General features: G+C 73.2%; 12 protein-coding genes. 5 read left to right on the top strand and 7 right to left on the bottom strand.

Annotation, left to right across the window (positions count from 1 at the left end; all coding sequences use genetic code 11):
* Window positions 1-10: 10 nt before the first annotated feature.
* The 4 genes from ACFY2L_RS14400 to ACFY2L_RS14415 are packed head-to-tail and all read right to left on the bottom strand — an operon-like array spanning window position 11 to window position 4,428.
* Window positions 11-652, bottom strand: coding sequence for an ATP/GTP-binding protein (locus ACFY2L_RS14400; RefSeq protein ID WP_390661069.1), 642 nt, complete (start codon window positions 650-652; stop codon window positions 11-13).
* Complete coding sequence (locus ACFY2L_RS14405; protein WP_390661070.1) at window positions 633-1,049, bottom strand: DUF742 domain-containing protein; 417 nt, start codon at window positions 1,047-1,049, stop codon at window positions 633-635. The genes ACFY2L_RS14400 and ACFY2L_RS14405 overlap by 20 nt, the downstream gene beginning before the upstream one ends.
* Window positions 1,046-1,543, bottom strand: a complete 498-nt coding sequence (locus ACFY2L_RS14410; protein WP_390661071.1) for a roadblock/LC7 domain-containing protein — start codon at window positions 1,541-1,543, stop codon at window positions 1,046-1,048. The genes ACFY2L_RS14405 and ACFY2L_RS14410 overlap by 4 nt, the downstream gene beginning before the upstream one ends.
* Window positions 1,540-4,428 carry a nitrate- and nitrite sensing domain-containing protein gene (locus ACFY2L_RS14415; RefSeq protein ID WP_390822494.1) on the bottom strand — a complete coding sequence of 963 codons (2,889 nt, stop codon included), beginning with the start codon at window positions 4,426-4,428 and terminating at the stop codon, window positions 1,540-1,542. The genes ACFY2L_RS14410 and ACFY2L_RS14415 overlap by 4 nt, the downstream gene beginning before the upstream one ends.
* A 357-nt stretch (window positions 4,429-4,785) precedes the next feature.
* Between ACFY2L_RS14415 and ACFY2L_RS14420 the strand changes: the two genes are divergently transcribed.
* Complete coding sequence (locus tag ACFY2L_RS14420) at window positions 4,786-5,574, top strand: hypothetical protein (protein ID WP_390822495.1); 789 nt, start codon at window positions 4,786-4,788, stop codon at window positions 5,572-5,574.
* A 609-nt stretch (window positions 5,575-6,183) separates the two neighbouring features.
* On the opposite strand, the gene ACFY2L_RS14425 is transcribed toward ACFY2L_RS14420, so the two are convergent.
* Complete coding sequence (locus ACFY2L_RS14425) at window positions 6,184-6,663, bottom strand: MarR family winged helix-turn-helix transcriptional regulator (protein ID WP_390661074.1); 480 nt, start codon at window positions 6,661-6,663, stop codon at window positions 6,184-6,186.
* Window positions 6,664-6,866: 203 nt separating this feature from the next.
* Window positions 6,867-9,281, bottom strand: a complete 2,415-nt coding sequence (gene lon / locus ACFY2L_RS14430; protein ID WP_390661075.1) for an endopeptidase La — start codon at window positions 9,279-9,281, stop codon at window positions 6,867-6,869.
* A gap of 177 nt (window positions 9,282-9,458) precedes the next feature.
* Here lon and ACFY2L_RS14435 point away from each other — a divergent pair, with 177 nt between their 5' ends.
* The 3 genes from ACFY2L_RS14435 (at window position 9,459) to ACFY2L_RS14445 (ending at window position 13,498) form a co-directional block, all read left to right on the top strand.
* Window positions 9,459-10,112: a GNAT family N-acetyltransferase gene (locus ACFY2L_RS14435; RefSeq protein WP_390661076.1), complete on the top strand. Its 654-nt coding sequence runs from the start codon at window positions 9,459-9,461 to the stop codon at window positions 10,110-10,112.
* Window positions 10,113-10,802: 690 nt separating this feature from the next.
* Complete coding sequence (locus tag ACFY2L_RS14440) at window positions 10,803-11,822, top strand: DUF5954 family protein (RefSeq protein WP_390661077.1); 1,020 nt, start codon at window positions 10,803-10,805, stop codon at window positions 11,820-11,822.
* Window positions 11,823-11,965: 143 nt separating this feature from the next.
* Entirely contained in the window at window positions 11,966-13,498 is a 1,533-nt protein-coding gene (locus ACFY2L_RS14445; RefSeq protein WP_390822496.1) for a sulfatase, read from the top strand.
* 6 nt (window positions 13,499-13,504) lie between these two features.
* Here the strand turns inward: ACFY2L_RS14445 and ACFY2L_RS14450 are convergent, their stop codons facing one another.
* A complete protein-coding gene (locus tag ACFY2L_RS14450) occupies window positions 13,505-14,302 on the bottom strand; it encodes a rhomboid-like protein (protein ID WP_390661079.1) in 798 nt (265 codons plus the stop codon).
* A 227-nt stretch (window positions 14,303-14,529) separates the two neighbouring features.
* On the opposite strand from ACFY2L_RS14450, the gene ACFY2L_RS14455 reads away from it, so the two are divergent.
* Window positions 14,530-15,240, top strand: a complete 711-nt coding sequence (locus ACFY2L_RS14455) for a spermidine synthase (RefSeq protein ID WP_390661080.1) — start codon at window positions 14,530-14,532, stop codon at window positions 15,238-15,240.
* Window positions 15,241-15,354 lie beyond the last annotated feature (114 nt).

Genomic DNA, 15,354 nt, shown 5'->3' on the forward strand with positions numbered 1-15,354 from the left:
GGAACGTCTCCTACTCGGGGGTTTCGTCCAGCGCGTGGCCCACCAGGGCCAGGAGGGTCTCGATCACCGAGATCCGGCGCCGCGCATCCATGATCATGACAGGTATGTGCGCCGGGATCGTCAGCGCCTCCCGCACGTCCTCCGGTTCGAACAGCTCGCTGCCGTCGAAGTGGTTCACCGCGACGACGTACGGCAGTCCGCAGCTCTCGAAGTAGTCCAGCGCGGGGAAGGAGTCCTTCAGACGGCGGGTGTCGGCGAGGACGACCGCGCCGATCGCGCCGCGCACCAGGTCGTCCCACATGAACCAGAACCGCTGCTGGCCCGGCGTGCCGAACAGGTAGAGCACCAGGTCGTCGTCGAGCGTGATGCGGCCGTAGTCCATGGCCACCGTGGTGGTGGTCTTCTCGGGCGTCCCGGTCAGGTCGTCGGTGCCGGCGCTGGCCTCGGTCATCAGCGCCTCGGTCTGGAGGGGCTCGATCTCCGAGACGGTGCCGACGAGGGTGGTCTTGCCGACGCCGAAGCCGCCCGCCACCACGATCTTCGTGGCGATGGGGGCACGGGTGCGGTCCGTCTGCCAGGGCTGCAGGGTCTCGTCGGGTTCGACGAGCGGGGCGACGCCAAAGGAGGAGGCGTCAGAGACGACGGAGTCCACTCAGCACCCTTTCCAGCAGAGCGCGGTCGGGACGGCCCGTACCGTGAGCGGTACCGGTGCCGTACACACGGATCTTTCCCTGGTCCGCGAGGTCGCTGAGCAGCACCCGGACCACGCCGAGCGGCATCCTCAGCAGCGCGGCGATCTCGGCCACCGTGCGCATACGGCGGCACAGTTCGACGATGGCCCGAAGCTCCGGCATGACCGTGGACTTGAGTGAGCCGTTCGTCAGTTCCTTGCGCTCTTCGGGCGCCTCCAGGGCCGCCACGAAGGTCTCCACCAGCAGGACGTGGCCGAAGCGGGTCCGGCCGCCGGTGAGCGAGTAGGGGCGGACGCGGGCCGGCTTGCGGTCGCCGCCGCGGACGGGGAGCTTCCTGTTGCCCGGGCCGGTGCTCATCGGCCGCTCCCCGCCGACTCCAGGGACTGCCTTAGCTCGCTGCGCAGTTCGGGGGTCAGGACATGGCCGGCGCGGCCCACGAAGAGGGCCATGTGGTAGGCCACCACGCTCATGTCGCAGTCGGCGGAGCCGTGGACGCCGAGCAGCGAGCCGTCGCTGATCGACATCACGAAGAGGCTGCCCTGCTCCATGGCGATCATGGTGTGCTTCACCCCGCCGGAGTCCATGAGCTTGGCGGCGCCGATGGTGAGGCTGCCGATGCCGGAGACGATGGTGGCGAGGTCGGCGGAGGAGCCGCGCGGGCCGGTGGGTTTGTCTCCCCTGGACTGCCGCGCGGCGTCGTTGCGGCCGGGGTCGGAGGAGAGCAGGAGCAGGCCGTCGGAGGAGACGACCGCGACGGACTGGATCCCGGGCACTTCCTCCACGAGGTTGGTCAACAGCCAGTGCAGGTTACGGGCTTCACTGCTCAGTCCGAAGGTACTGGGCGCGGTCAACTGCTTGCCTCCTCGACTGTGCCCCCCGTGTCTTCTTCGGCATGTGCGTGTGCTTCTTGAGGTGACGGGACCTTGTTCTGGCCCGTCTTCTCGGCGATCTCCGCTTCCACCTCGCGGTAGCCCGCCTCCGCCCCCCGGCGGAAGCCGCCCAGGCGGCGGCGGAGGGCCTCGGCGTCGACCGAGCCCGTCCGCTGGCGCGGGGCGGGTGCGGGTGTGGTGATCTTGGGGGTGCGCTTGGGCAGGCCCTTGTCCGTGACGAGCTCTTCGTCGGCGACGAGTTCTTCCGGGGCGTCCGGTACCCGGCTGTGTTCCGCGCCGTGGTCGTCGGCGCCGTCGGGTCCGGGCGCGGTGTCGTGCTCGCCGTCCGCCTCCCCCTGCGGGATCGGCAGCAGGAGCTCCATGGTCGTCTCGGCCGGGGTCTCGGGGGCCGGGGTCCGGGGCGCCTGCCTCTCGGGGGCCGGAGTGGCGGGGGTGGGACCGTCGGTGACCGGAGCGGCCGTGGCGGGAGTCTCGGTGACGGGATCGGCGCCCGCCGGAGCGGCGGTGGCGGGAACGTCGGTGGCCGGAGCGGCGGTTGCGGGGTCGGCGCCGGTCAGGGGCTCGGGCGCGGACTCCGCCGCCGGTTCGCGCTCGGCCTGGTCCACGGCCTTCTCGGCCAGTGCGACCAGCGGGTCCTCGGCGCCCTGGGAACGGCCGGGCAGCACGTTGGAGTTGGCCTCCGCGTCCGCGCCCGGCAGGGAGAAGACCTGGGTGGCGGACGACGCCGGGGCGGCCGAGGGGACGGCGGCGGCCGGCGCGGCGGCCAGCAGCGCGGTCGGCAGGACGACGACGGCCGCCGTCCCGCCCTGCTTCTGCTCGCGCAACTGCACCCGCACCCCGTGGCGGTGGGCGAGCCGGGCCACGACGTACAGCCCGAGGCCGAGACCGTCCTCGCCCTCCTGGTCGTACGGCGTCTCCGGGTCGAACTCGGCGAGGCGGGAGTTGAGGCGGGTGAGCCGCTCCCCGTCCATGCCGATGCCCTCGTCCTGGACGGAGAGCATGACCTCGCCGTTCTCCAGCAGCCAGCCGGAGATCTCCACGGGCAGGTCCGGCGGGGAGAACGCGGTGGCGTTCTCCATGAGTTCGGCCAGCAGGTGACTCAGGTCGTCGGCGGCGAAGCCCGCCACGTGCGCGTGCGGGGGCAGCGCGGCGATGCGGACCCGCTCGTAGCGCTCGATCTCGCTGACCGCCGCCCGGACGACGTCCACCAGCGGGATCGGGCCCGCGTGCTGCTGGACGTGCTCGGTGCCGGCCAGGACGAGGAGGTTCTCGCTGTGGCGGCGCATGACGGTGGCGAAGTGGTCGAGCTTGAAGAGGGTCGACAGCCGGTCGGGGTCGTGCTCGCGCTCCTCCAGGCTCTCGATGACGGCGAGCTGCCGTTCGACGAGGCCGAGGGTGCGCAGGGCGAGGTTGACGAAGGTGCCGCCGATGGCACCGCGCAGCCGCTCCAGCTGGGCCGCGGAGTCGGCGAGTTCGGCGCGCAGCTCCTCGCGGGCGTCGGCCATCTTCTGGCGCTGTCCGACGAGGTGCTTGCGGTCGGACTCCAGGGTGGCGACGCGCTCGTGGAGGGCGACGGCGTGCCCGTGCAGGGCGTTGACCGAGCGGACGACCTGGGCGAACTCGTCGTTGCGCCCGGTGAACGCGACCGGCTCCTCCGCGGCGGGGTTCTCGGACTCGGCGAGCCGGGCCGAGCCGCGGCGCAGCACGGACAGCGGGAAGGTGAGGCTGCGGGCCATGCCGGTGCTGACGACGACCGCCAGCAGCATCAGGGCGCCGATCAGGGCGACGCGGATCTCCAGCGCGGTGACGTCGTCGTCGCGGAGCTGGGCGAGGTCCTTGGTGCGGTGGTCGTAGAACGAGGACTCGACGCCGCGCATCAGGTCGACGCGGGCGGAGAGCGCGGCGTCCAGCTTCTTGGTGCTGGTGCCGAGTTCGTCGTCGTCCAGCGCGGGCTGGTCGGTGAGGTCGGTGAGGTACTTCTCGGCGGTGTCGACCTGGCCGCCGGTGACCGTGGAGTCGTAGGAGTCCACCGCGTCCTCGGGGGCGCCCTCGCGGAAGTCGGCGAGGGCGGCGTCGGAGCGCACCCGGGCCTGCTGGGCGGCGGCGGTGAGCGCGTCGCGCACCTTGCTGTCGGCCTCGGAGGAGACCTTCTCGGTCGTCGCGATGCCGGTGGTGGGGTCGATGACGGACTGGCTCGTCGTCGGCACGTTCAGCGCGGCGAGCAGCAGTCCGCGAGCGGCGGAGGCCTGCTGTACGGCGGTGTCGAGTTCGGCGAGGGCGTAGGCGCCGGAGCCCGCGCGGGGCGGCATGTCCTCCGCGAGCCGGTCGGCGAGGCCGTGCAGCGCGGTGATCACCTCGGAGTACGCCTCGTGCGCCGCCAGGGCCGTGCTCTTGCCGGTGAGCGCCGACTGGCGCACGGACACCAGGGAGTCGAGGGCCGCGCGCAGCGAGGCGGAGATCTCCGTCTGCTCCAGCTCGCGCGCCTGCCGGTCCACCCGGGCGCTGCTGTCGGCGGAGGGCGCCTTGGACCTGGGGCGGCCGGCCGCGACGTACGTGGTGACCTCGTCGCGCTCGTCCGCGAGGGCCTGGGCGAGAACGAGGGCGTCCTGGGTCTGCTCGGCCAGGGTGACCAGGTCCTGGGAGTCCTTCAACTGCCCGGAGGCGGTGAGGACGGCGGGGGCGCCCGCGCCGGCGATGGCGGCGGCCACCACGGCCACGGCGACGATCAGCCGGTTGCGTACGTGGGTGGGACGGCCCTTGCCGACAGGGGTGCGCTCCGCGCCCCCCTCGGAGGCCGTCTGCCTGCCTGTGCGCCGAGGCCGCGTCTTCTGCACCGGTGCTCGCATTCCTGACTCGTGTACCCATGGGCCGGATATGACGCTCCGTCAACTGGCGCGTACGTCCGGTTCGGTCCCCGACCCTCCCAGTGCCGGTGGGCGGGGGCCGTGCATCGCCGACCCCGCCACCCGAAGGAGTGAACATCGGAGGGGAGTTGGCGGGCAAGTTCCGCTGGCGTGTGCAGTGCCCTTGCGCGGCAGGCCGGTTGGACGTGGGCGGCGCGCTTTGGCAGGATTCGCCGCCACACCTTCCCCGACCCCAGCATTACCTCCCAAAACAGGCGTCTGACCTGCGGTGCCAGGCCCGTTCGGGGAGCGATGCAAGCCTTTCGGGGAGGGTGTGAAGGGGTCGTGCAGACTGGCCGAATGCGTACGGAACTTGTGTCGGAGCCCGGCGATCCGGCCCGCCCCAACGAGGACTTCGCGAGCGTCGGACTTTCCGCCTGCGGACAGGGCGGTTCGCTCGTCGTCCTGGACGGAGTGACTCCGCCGCCGGGTGGCGCGGGCTGTCTGCATTCGGTCCCCTGGTTCACGGCACGGCTGGGTGGAGCCCTGACCGAACTGACCGTTTCGCTCCCGGATGTTCCGCTGGCCGAGGCCCTCTCCCTCGGGATTGCGCGTACCGCCGAGGCGCACGCGGCAACCTGTGACCTTTCTCACCCGCGTACCCCGCAGGCGACGGTGGCCCTCGCGCGCTGGTCACCCGAGTCAGTGGAGTACCTGGTGCTGTCCGACGCGACGCTGTTGCTGGCCTCCCCCGACGGCGGGGTCACCCCGGTCCTCGACGACCGGCTGGCCCGGCTGCCGCGCGAGCTGCTCAGGAGCGCGGAGTTCGTCGACGGCACGCTGCGCAACCGGGAGGGCGGCTTCTTCACGGCCGCCGCGGACCCTGCCGTGGCCGGGCGGGCGGTGACCGGAAGCGTGCCGCGCGCCGCGGCCGGCGCCCTGGCCGCCCTGTCGGACGGGGCGGCCCGCTGGGCGGAGACCTTCCGCGAGGGTGACTGGGCGGACCTGTTCACCCTCGTGCGGGGGAAGGGGGCGCGGGCGCTGGTGGACCGCGTACGGGAGCTGGAGCGGGCGGACGGCGCCGAGCGGCTGTTCCTGGGGCGCGCGAAGACGCACGACGACGCGACGGTGGTGCTCGTGGAGCCATGAAGCCGCCGCCTGCTTCATGGCGCCCCGGTTCCAGCCCTCGATCCCCTTCTCCCTGCCCGCTTCCGACCCTCGGTCCCCTTCTCCGCGCCCGCTTCCGACCCTCGGTCCCCTTCTCCCTGCCCGCTTCCGACCCTCGGCTGCTCTCCCCCGCGCCCGGTGCGAGGTGGTGCCGGTCCGCGGGCGTCCCGGGCGTCGAGCCGCTCCCCCGGCCCGGATGTGGGGCGCCGGGCTGCTCTCCCCACGCGCCGGTCCCGGCCGTCGGCCTGCTCTTCCACGCGCCGATTCAGGTCGTACCGGCGGCTTCTCCAGACCCGGATGCGGGCCGACCGGCTGCCTTCCCACGCGCCGGTAGACGGAAGCGCCGGTCCACGGGCGTCCCAGCCGTCGGGCTGCTCCCCCAGGCCCGGACACGGGGCGCCGGGATGCTCTCCCACGCGCCGGTAGACGGAAGCGCCGGTCCACGGGCGTCCCGGTCGTCGGGCTGCTCCTCCCGGCCCGGACGCGGGGCGCCGGGATGCTCTCCCGCGTCCCGGTCCCGGTCGTCGCGCTGCTTCCGGTCGCACGGTCCGGCCGGCGGGGCGCTGGCCAGGGCAGGGGGGAGGCCGTCGGCTATTTCTCCATGCCCCGGTTCAGCTGGTGGAGCAGGCGGGCCAGCTCCGCGACCTCCCGCCGGTCCCAGTGCGAGAAGTGGCTGACGTACCGCTCGCGGCGGGCCTCGCGGACCCTGCTCACCCGGCTGCGGCCCTCCTCCGTGAGGTCGACCAGCCAGGCGCGGCCGTCCGCCGGGTCGGGTTCGCGGGCGATCAGACCGAGCTGCTCCAGGGCGCGCAGCTGGCGGGACATGGTGGCCTTGCCGACGCCGATGTAGGCGGCCAGCTCGGTGGCGCGCTGGCGGCCGCACTCCTCCAGCCGGACGAGGAGGCCGTACGCGGCGGACTCCAGGTCGGGGTGGACTTCGCGGGCCATCTCGCCCTGGTTGGCGCGGGCGCGGCGGAACAGCACGGTGAGCTCCCGCTCCAGGGAGAGGAACTCCCGGTCGTCCTGGTCCACCCCGCGCGGCGACGCGTCGCCGTTCGCTTCCTCGTGCACGTCAGCACACTCCTGTTTCCGCCGGTTCCCGTCATGGCCGCGGCTCTTCAAGTATTTCGCAGGCACGGACCGATGGCGGTTCCCGGGAACACCCCCACCTGCGTGTCTACGGGCGTAGCCTTCCATGGGCCGTCCGGGGGACGGCGAAGGCCCGGATCTCCCTCACGAAGAACCCGGGCCTCGCCTTCATCCGGTCACGTCCGTCACGCCGCGACCGGAACCTCCGGCGTCGCGCCGTTCGCGGCGGGCGCGAGCGCCAGTTCCAGGACCTGGCGGACGTCGGTGACGGCGTGGACGTCGAGCTTGTCCAGGACCTCCGCCGGGACGTCGTCCAGGTCGGGTTCGTTGCGCTTGGGGATGACGACCGTCTTCACTCCCGCGCGGTGGGCGGCGAGCAGCTTCTGCTTGACGCCGCCGATCGGCAGGACCCGTCCGGTCAGGGAGACCTCGCCGGTCATCGCCACGTCCGTGCGGACCAGCCGCCCTGAGAGCAGGGACGCGAGGGCCGTCGTCATCGTGATGCCGGCGCTCGGGCCGTCCTTGGGGACCGCGCCCGCCGGGAAGTGGATGTGCACACCCCGGTCCTTGAGGTCGCCGACGGGCAGCTCCAGCTCGGCGCCGTGCGACCGCAGGAAGCTCAGCGCGATCTGCGCCGACTCCTTCATCACGTCCCCGAGCTGACCGGTCAGGGTCAGGCCCGCCGCGCCCGTCTCCGGGTCGGCCAGGGAGGCCTCGACGTAGAGGACGTCACCGCCCGCGCCGGTGACCGCGAGTCCCGTCGCCACGCCGGGCACGGCCGTGCGGCGCTCGGCCGGGTCCTGGGCGGACTCGGGCACGTGGTGCGGCCGGCCGATCAGCGCGCGCAGGTCGGCGTCCGTGATGGTGAAGGGCAGCTCCCGTTCGCCCAGTTCGTGCTGGGCGGCGACCTTGCGCAGCAGCCGGGCGACGGTCCGCTCCAGGGTGCGCACGCCCGCCTCGCGGGTGTACTCGCCGGCCAGCTTGCGCAGGGCGCTCTCGTCGAGGACGACCTCGTCCTCGGCCAGGCCCGCCCGCTCCAGCTGGCGCGGGAGCAGGTGGTCGCGGGCGATGACGACCTTCTCGTCCTCGGTGTAGCCGTCGAGGCGGACCAGCTCCATACGGTCGAGCAGGGCCTCCGGGATGGCCTCCAGGACGTTGGCGGTGGCCAGGAAGACCACGTCCGACAGGTCCAGCTCCACCTCCAGGTAGTGGTCCCGGAAGGTGTGGTTCTGCGCGGGGTCGAGGACCTCCAGCAGGGCGGCCGCCGGGTCGCCCCGGAAGTCGGAGCCCACCTTGTCGATCTCGTCCAGCAGGACCACCGGGTTCATGGACCCGGCCTCCTTGATGGCGCGGACGATCCGGCCGGGCAGCGCGCCGACGTACGTACGGCGGTGACCGCGGATCTCGGCCTCGTCGCGGACGCCGCCGAGGGCGACGCGGACGAACTTGCGGCCCATGGCGTGCGCGACGGACTCGCCGAGGCTGGTCTTGCCGACGCCGGGCGGGCCGACGAGCGCCAGGACGGCACCGCCGCGCCGGCCGCCGACGACACCGAGGCCACGCTCGCTGCGGCGCTTGCGCACGGCCAGGTACTCGGTGATGCGCTCCTTCACGTCCTCCAGGCCCGCGTGCTCGGCGTCGAGGACGGCCTTGGCGCCCTGGATGTCGTACCGGTCCTCGGTCCGTTCGTTCCACGGCAGTTCGAGGACGGTGTCCAGCCAGGTGCGGATCCATGAGCCCTCGGGCGACTGGTCGCTGGACCGCTCCAGCTTGTCGACCTCCTTGAGGGCGGCCTCGCGGACCTTCCCGGGCAGGTCGGCGGCCTCGACGCGGGCGCGGTAGTCGTCGGACTCCTCGCCCTCCTGCTCGCCGTTGAGCTCGCGCAGTTCCTTGCGGACGGCTTCGAGCTGGCGGCGCAACAGGAACTCGCGCTGCTGCTTGTCGACGCCTTCCTGGACGTCCTTGGCGATGGTCTCGGCGACCTCCTGCTCGGCGAGGTGGTCGCGCAGTTGCTGGGTGGCGAGCTTCAGGCGGGCCACCGGGTCGGTGGTCTCCAGGAGCTCCACCTTCTGCTCGGTGGTGAGGAACGGCGAGTAGCCGGAGTTGTCGGCGAGCGCGGAGACGTCGTCGATGGCCTGGACGCGGTCGACGACCTGCCAGGCGCCGCGCTTGCGCAGCCAGGCGGTGGCGAGCGCCTTGTACTCCTTGACCAGCTCGGCGACGTGACCGGGCAGGGGCTCGGGCACGCTCTGGTCGATCGTCGTGGCCTCGACCCACAGGGCGGCGCCGGGGCCGGTGGTGCCGGCGCCGATCCGCACGCGGCCGCGGCCGCGGATCAGCGCGCCCGGGTCGCCGTCGGCCAGCCGGCCGACCTGCTCGACGGTGCCCAGCACACCCGTGCCCGCGTACGCCCCGTCGATGCGGGGCACGAGGAGCACCTTCGGCTTCCCCGGCTCCGAGCGGGCGGCGGCCTGGGCGGCCTCCACCGCGGCGCGTACGTCGGTGTCGTTGAGGTCCAGCGGAACCACCATGCCGGGGAGCACGACCTCGTCGTCGAGCGGCAGTACGGGCAGGGTGAGCGATGCGGACGTCGATGCCATGATCTCCCCTTCGGCAGTCAAGTTGAGCTTTGCCGACTCAATGCACATGAGCCTTGGAATGTTCCCCGCACCGCCGCCCGTTCGCTGTGGGCGATCACGACGGCCGGGAAGCGTGGGGTCGCTTACGGTCCTCTGTAATAACCGAGATGCTATCCCATCCATTACCAAGAGGTGGAAATGAACCGTTTCGTCGAGGCTTGGGTGGACGGCTGGGTCGTCTCGCGCGGGGCGGCGCCGCCCGTGACCGAGCCGTGGGGCTGGACCGTCGACGTGGGAACGGGAACGCATCACGTCACCCGGCACGTCCTCGGCGCGACGAACGACGCCGTCGAGGAGGCGACCGTGCGGAAGGTGGCCGGGGCCGTGACCGGCGCGGGGGTCTGGATGAAGGTGTTCGCCGACCCCGCGGTCGTCGGCGGCCGGCTGGGGGCGCGCTGGTGGATCGACCCCGAGCCGGGCCACCTGATGACCGCCACGCTGACGGACACCCCGCCGGGCCCTCTCCCGGCCGGCCACCGGCAGCGCACCTGGTCGATCGGTGGCGTGACCCGCACGATGATCGTCGCGCCGGACGGCTCCCTGGCCGCGCGCGGGCAGATCGCACCGACCGGCGCGACGGCGGTCGTCGACCAGATCGAGACGTCCCCCGCCCACCGCCGCCGCGGCCTCGGCACCCTCGTCATGCGCACCCTGCACCGAGCGGCCGTCGCCCAGGGCGCCCGCACCGGCATCCTGGGCGCCACACCGGAGGGACGCACCCTGTACGAGTCCCTGGGCTGGCGGGCGGAGGCCCCTCTGACGAGCGCGCGGTTCATGGGGGCGGAGGACTGAGAGGCGGCGGGCGCAACGGGGGCGGGCGCGGCTCGGGGAGCCGCCGGGGAAGACAGGTGCGGGCAGCCCGGGGCAGGTGAGCGGAGCGGCACCGGACTCCCGGCGCGGGACGGAGGCGGGCCGGGGCGGAACACTCGGTCGCCATCCCGGGCCGGGGCGCGGGTCGGGTGTCCGGGGCCAGGCACTGAAGGGCGGCCGGACGGCCCGAGCGAGCGGCTGGGACGACTCGGGCGAGGAGTGGGGACGCGCGAGCCTGATCTCCCGAGCGAGGATGTCTACGGGCTGGAACACTCGGGGCGACAGCCTCCCGAACAGGCCGACCCCGAAGCAATCGGGGCGGCCACTGCGGGAGCAGGCAGGGTGGGGCACTCGGGGCGGGATGAACGGCCGGGGCACGGGACGGAGGCGTTCCAGGTCCCGGCGTGGCCCGGGAAACCGGGCGGAGCGCCCGGGGCAGCGACAGCCGGTGCAGGCCGGGCGGGGTGCCCGGGGCGGGGTGAGCGGCCGGGGCGCGGGGCGGGGGTGTTCGCGGCCGGTCGGGAGGCGGGTGCGGGGGTGGGGCGCTCGGGGGCGCGTTCGAAGGGGGTTCGGGGCGGTGTGCGCCTGCTTCGCTCCTGGCTTTCCTTTTGGGGGTCTTTCAGTTCCGGCATTCGGGCCGAAGTGGTTGCGCCCCGCGACCACAATGCGCGTATGACCGATGACTGGAAGCGACGACTCGACGCGCTGCACGCGGAGTTGGTGCTCCGGGACGACCCCGTCGCCTGGGTGATGGAGGCGGACGCCGTGGAGGCCACCCGGCGCTACCCGCACATCGCCCTGCGCGGGCCCGTCTTCGGTGTCGCCGTCCGGGACCCCGCGGGCGCCGACCCGCGCTGGCGGGTGCTGAAGCCGGTGGTGGACGGCATGCCCCAGCAGGCCAGGGACGGGCTGAACTCGCACCTGTGGTTCACGGCGAAGGACGGCACCGACGACCCGGCCGCTCGGCGCGCGCTGCTCGCGGCGGTGTCGGTGCTGGAGCACGCCCCGGCCGACGAGGTGGAGGCGCTGGGGGTGCGCTACCGCGTCGTACGCGGGGACGAGTTCGCCCGGACCGGCGACGACGGCCTGGAGCCGCCCCGGCCCACCGATCCGGAGCCCGTGTCCGGGCTGTGGGAGGAGCGGGCCGTCGTCCCGTCCCCGGACGTGGGCTTCGCCCTGGATGCCGGCCGGGACGAGGGCCCGATGGCGGGCGCCCTGCGCCTGGGGCTGCGCGACTTCGTGTACACGGACACCCGCTTCCCCGCCGACGTGCTCGCGGACTCCGCGCGGGCGGTCGCCACGCATCCGGACGTGGTGCGGCTGCCCGTCGGCTTCGCGGTGGCCGAGCGCGGCGACACCGGCTGGACGCCGTGCGGTTCCCTGCACCCGACCCCGCACGACGCGCGCCGCGCGCTCTACGACGGGATGTCCCGGGTCTGGGCGATGCTGTACCGCTACGACGCCCGGAAGAAGGCCCGTTACGCACGCGCCGCCGAGGAGTTCCGGGCGGCCGGCCGGGCCGACGAGGCGAGGGTGGAGGACCGGCTGTTCCGGGTCTGCCGCGTCGAGCGCATGGTCCGTATGGGCCCCGACGGCCCCGAGCCGCCCCGTCCGTCGGACGTCGACGAGTACGGCCCGACGAAGATCCACCCGACCCTGCGCGAGGACGGCACCGTCCGCCACGAAGACTGAACCGCCCGCCGGGCCGCCATACCCTCGCAAGGCCTCCGCCGCATCCCCGCAACAGAATTCACAGGCAACTCACGCACACTGCCAGCCGGTTCACAGTGAGCAAGCCACCCGGAACACGGGCACAACGGGGCCAGGGGGACGACATGAACGACACTTCCGAGACGGGCGACGCGCGCCGGCCGAGGCGCCGCACCCTCGTCGCCGGAGCCACCGCGATCGCGGCCGCGGCGGTCACCGCCACCCTGGATGTACGCGAGAGCCGCTCCGCCGGCGACGTGTCGGCCCGGGCCGCGGCCACCCCCGCCCCGGCCGTGCGCAGAAGCGCGACCCCGGCGCCCTCCCCCTCCCCCACGCCCACCGCCGGCCCGCGCGCCCGTTCCGACCGCCGTCCGAACATCCTCTTCGTCCTCACCGACGACCAGCCCAAGGGCACCGACTGGGCGCTGCGGCAGACCCTCGACTGGCTGGGCCGCGACGGCGTCACCTTCGAGCGCGCGCACGCCAACACCCCGCTGTGCGCGCCGTCCAGGGCGTCGATCATGTCCGGGCGGTACGCCCACCACCACGGGGTCCTCGACACCCGCCACCCCGCCCACCTGGACCAGCACACCACCGTCCAGCGTCAGTTGCGGGAGGCCGGCTACCGCACCGGTCTGTTCGGCAAGTACCTCAACTACTGGCGTCCCGCCGACGACCCGCCCCACTTCGACGAGTGGCTCCTCCAGGAACCGGTCGCCTACACCGACGGCCACTACAACGACGGCGGCACCGTCCGGACCATCCCCGGGTACGACACCACCGTCATCAAGGACCGCGCCCTCGCCTTCATCGAGAAGTCCCGTACGGACGAACGCCCCTGGTTCGCGTACGTCGCCCCGCGCGCGGCGCACGAGGTGAACGTCCCGGACAGGAAGTACGCCCACACGCGCGTGCCCGCCTGGGACGGACGCCCCTCGGTCTTCGAGACCGCCCGGGCCGACAAGGCCGACAAGCCCCCGTTCCTGCGCGCCGCGCACCACTCCTTCGACGAGGGCAGGGCCCTGCGCGCCCGCCAGATGCGCACCCTGCTCTCCGTGGACGACGCGATGCGCGACTTCCGCGACAAGCTGCGTGAGCTGGGACAGCTGGAGAACACGCTGGTGCTGTTCACGAGCGACCACGGCCTGTGCTGGGGCGACCACGGCTGGCTGCGCAAGTCGGTGCCGTACCGGCCGAGCCTGGAGGTGCCGTTCCTGATGTCGTGGCCGGCCGGCGGCCTGGCCGGGGGCGGCACGGACGACCGCCTCACCTGCCACGTCGACATCGCGCCCACCTTCCTGGCCGCGGCCGGCGTCACCCCCGACACCCCGCACGACGGCCACTCCCTCCTCGACCCCCGCAACGACCGTCACCACGTCCTCGCCGAGTGGTGGTGGAACCGGCAGGACAAGGTGCCGATCCACAGCTGGGCCTCGTGGGTGGGCAAGAGCGAGCAGTACACCGAGTACCACCGGGGCCGCCTGGACGCCGACGGCCGCCCGCGGGGTTCCGGCGAGGTCCTCTTCCGCGAGTACTACGACCTGCGCGCGGATCCGTACCAGCTGGCCAACCTGCTGCACGGGGCGACCGCGGCGCAGGAGCGGCGGTGGGGGATCCCCGGGCTGGCCCGGGAGCTCGCGGCGGCGCGAGGGGTCTGACGGCCGTCAGGCGGCTGCGGCTGCGCCGCGGCCGGTCGCCTCGCGCCGCCACCGCCGCACCCACGGCCACGTCCCCACCCCTGTCACCAGGGCGATCAGATGGCCCCAGTTGGTCAGGGGGTCGCTGAAGGCGATCAGGTCCTGGAGCAGCATGCCGCCGAACGCGGCGAGCAGCGGCCACCGCAGCCAGGGCGGCAGCAGCCCGGCCAGGGCGCCCACGCTCGCGGCGACGCCGAAGCTGATGCCGTAGTCGAGGCGGTGCAGCGAGCTGTCGGGCAGATGGCCGACCAGGACGGCCAGGCCGACGGGGGCCTCGGTCGCGAGGGTGGCCAGGACGTGGCCGAGCAGGAAGACGACGGCCGTCCGGGCACCGCCGACACGTCGTTCCAGCGCGCTGAGGACGACCAGGAAACCGAGCGTGAAGGGGGAGGCGAAACCGCCGGCCACCCACAGCGCGCTGGCCACCAGCACCGGGACCGGGGCGCGCAGCAGATGGGCCACGTCGGTGCTGGAGCCCTGGTGGAGGGCGTGCACGAGGGCGGGGTCGGCGTGGGCGGTGACGTAGGAGGTGACGGCGAGGACGGCGGCGTAGGACAGGGTGAAGGGGACGGGGACGCGGGGGAGCCGGTGCCGGAGGCCCGGGCGCGGGTCAGCGGGCGCCCCGGCGGGAGGGCCGGTGGGCACATCGGCGGGGGCGGCGATGGGCGGCTCGGCCGGTCGCGGTGCGCGCTGGCCGGGGATGCCGTCCAGGAGTCCGCGGGCACCGGGAAGGGGCGGGCTCGTACGGGCCACCGTGGGTTCCACTGTGAGGCGCTCCTTCCGTTTCACCCCACCCTTCGTGCCCGGCCCGCGCCGTGTCTGTGACCGGCGCCACGTGGCAGCCGATTCACAGGAAGCTCTGAGACTTCCCGAGGTTCCACGACGTTCAGCGCACAGGAGTTCGTCAGCGTCACACCCGCCCCTCACCCCCGTCCGACCGGCCGTCCGCGGAATGCGTCAACGAACCGTCAGGGGAGTGCCAGGATGGGCCGATGTCCACCTCGTACGACATCAACGACCTGCCCGAAGTGCTCGACCGTCGCGAGGGGCCGCACGGCGAGATCGTGTTACGCCGGCACGGCGAGCTGCTCCAGATCATCGCCAACGGCTGCTTCCTGATGGACACCTCCGACGGCCGCTCGGAGCGGCTGCTCGTGGACGCCGCGCTGGCCGCGCTGGGGAAGGAGGACGACGTCCGTCCGGCACCCGCCCTGCTGCTCGGCGGCCTGGGTGTCGGGTTCTCGCTCGCACACGCCGCCGCCGACCCGCGCTGGGGATCGGTCACCGTCGTGGAGCGCGAGCGGGCCGTCGTCGACTGGCACCGGGACGGCCCGTTGTCCGCCGTGTCCGCGCGGGCTTTCGCCGATCCGCGCACGAAGATCGTGGAAGCGGACCTGCTGGATTACGTCAATGAGACATCCGACACGTTCGACGCGGTGTGCCTGGACATCGACAACGGGCCCGGCTGGACCGTCACCGAGGGCAACGACAGCCTGTACTCCCCGGCCGGACTCGCGGGCTGTGCAAGGGTGTTGACACCCGGTGGCGTCCTGGCCGTCTGGTCCGCGCAGCCCTCTCCGGAATTCGAGGGAACCTTGGGGAATGCCGGGTTCCAACAGGTGCGTACCGAAGAGATCCCCGTTGCCCGAGGCGTGCCGGACGTCGTCCACCTCGCCGTCCGCCCCGCCGTCGGACCTGGATAGCAATGGCGAGGTGACTCCGGGTACGTTGCATGCCTGACGCCGATCATTTACGCGTCAACCGCAGTCATGCGCAGACAAGGGATCACCCCACTGATTCCGGAAAGCACACTCAGG

The organism is Streptomyces sp. NPDC001381 (assembly GCF_042895685.1).
Lineage (GTDB): Bacteria > Actinomycetota > Actinomycetes > Streptomycetales > Streptomycetaceae > Streptomyces.

Bases quoted from the DNA above. Each gene is read 5' to 3' on its own strand.
- ACFY2L_RS14435 (WP_390661076.1), top strand. From the start codon at position 9,459: ATGAACCGTTTCGTCGAGGCTTGGGTGGACGGCTGGGTCGTCTCGCGC.
- ACFY2L_RS14415 (WP_390822494.1), bottom strand. From the start codon at position 4,428: ATGCGAGCACCGGTGCAGAAGACGCGGCCTCGGCGCACAGGCAGGCAG.
- ACFY2L_RS14455 (WP_390661080.1), top strand. From the start codon at position 14,530: ATGTCCACCTCGTACGACATCAACGACCTGCCCGAAGTGCTCGACCGT.
- ACFY2L_RS14440 (WP_390661077.1), top strand. From the start codon at position 10,803: ATGACCGATGACTGGAAGCGACGACTCGACGCGCTGCACGCGGAGTTG.
- ACFY2L_RS14420 (WP_390822495.1), top strand. From the start codon at position 4,786: ATGCGTACGGAACTTGTGTCGGAGCCCGGCGATCCGGCCCGCCCCAAC.
- lon (WP_390661075.1), bottom strand. From the start codon at position 9,281: ATGGCATCGACGTCCGCATCGCTCACCCTGCCCGTACTGCCGCTCGAC.
- ACFY2L_RS14445 (WP_390822496.1), top strand. From the start codon at position 11,966: ATGAACGACACTTCCGAGACGGGCGACGCGCGCCGGCCGAGGCGCCGC.
- ACFY2L_RS14405 (WP_390661070.1), bottom strand. From the start codon at position 1,049: ATGAGCACCGGCCCGGGCAACAGGAAGCTCCCCGTCCGCGGCGGCGAC.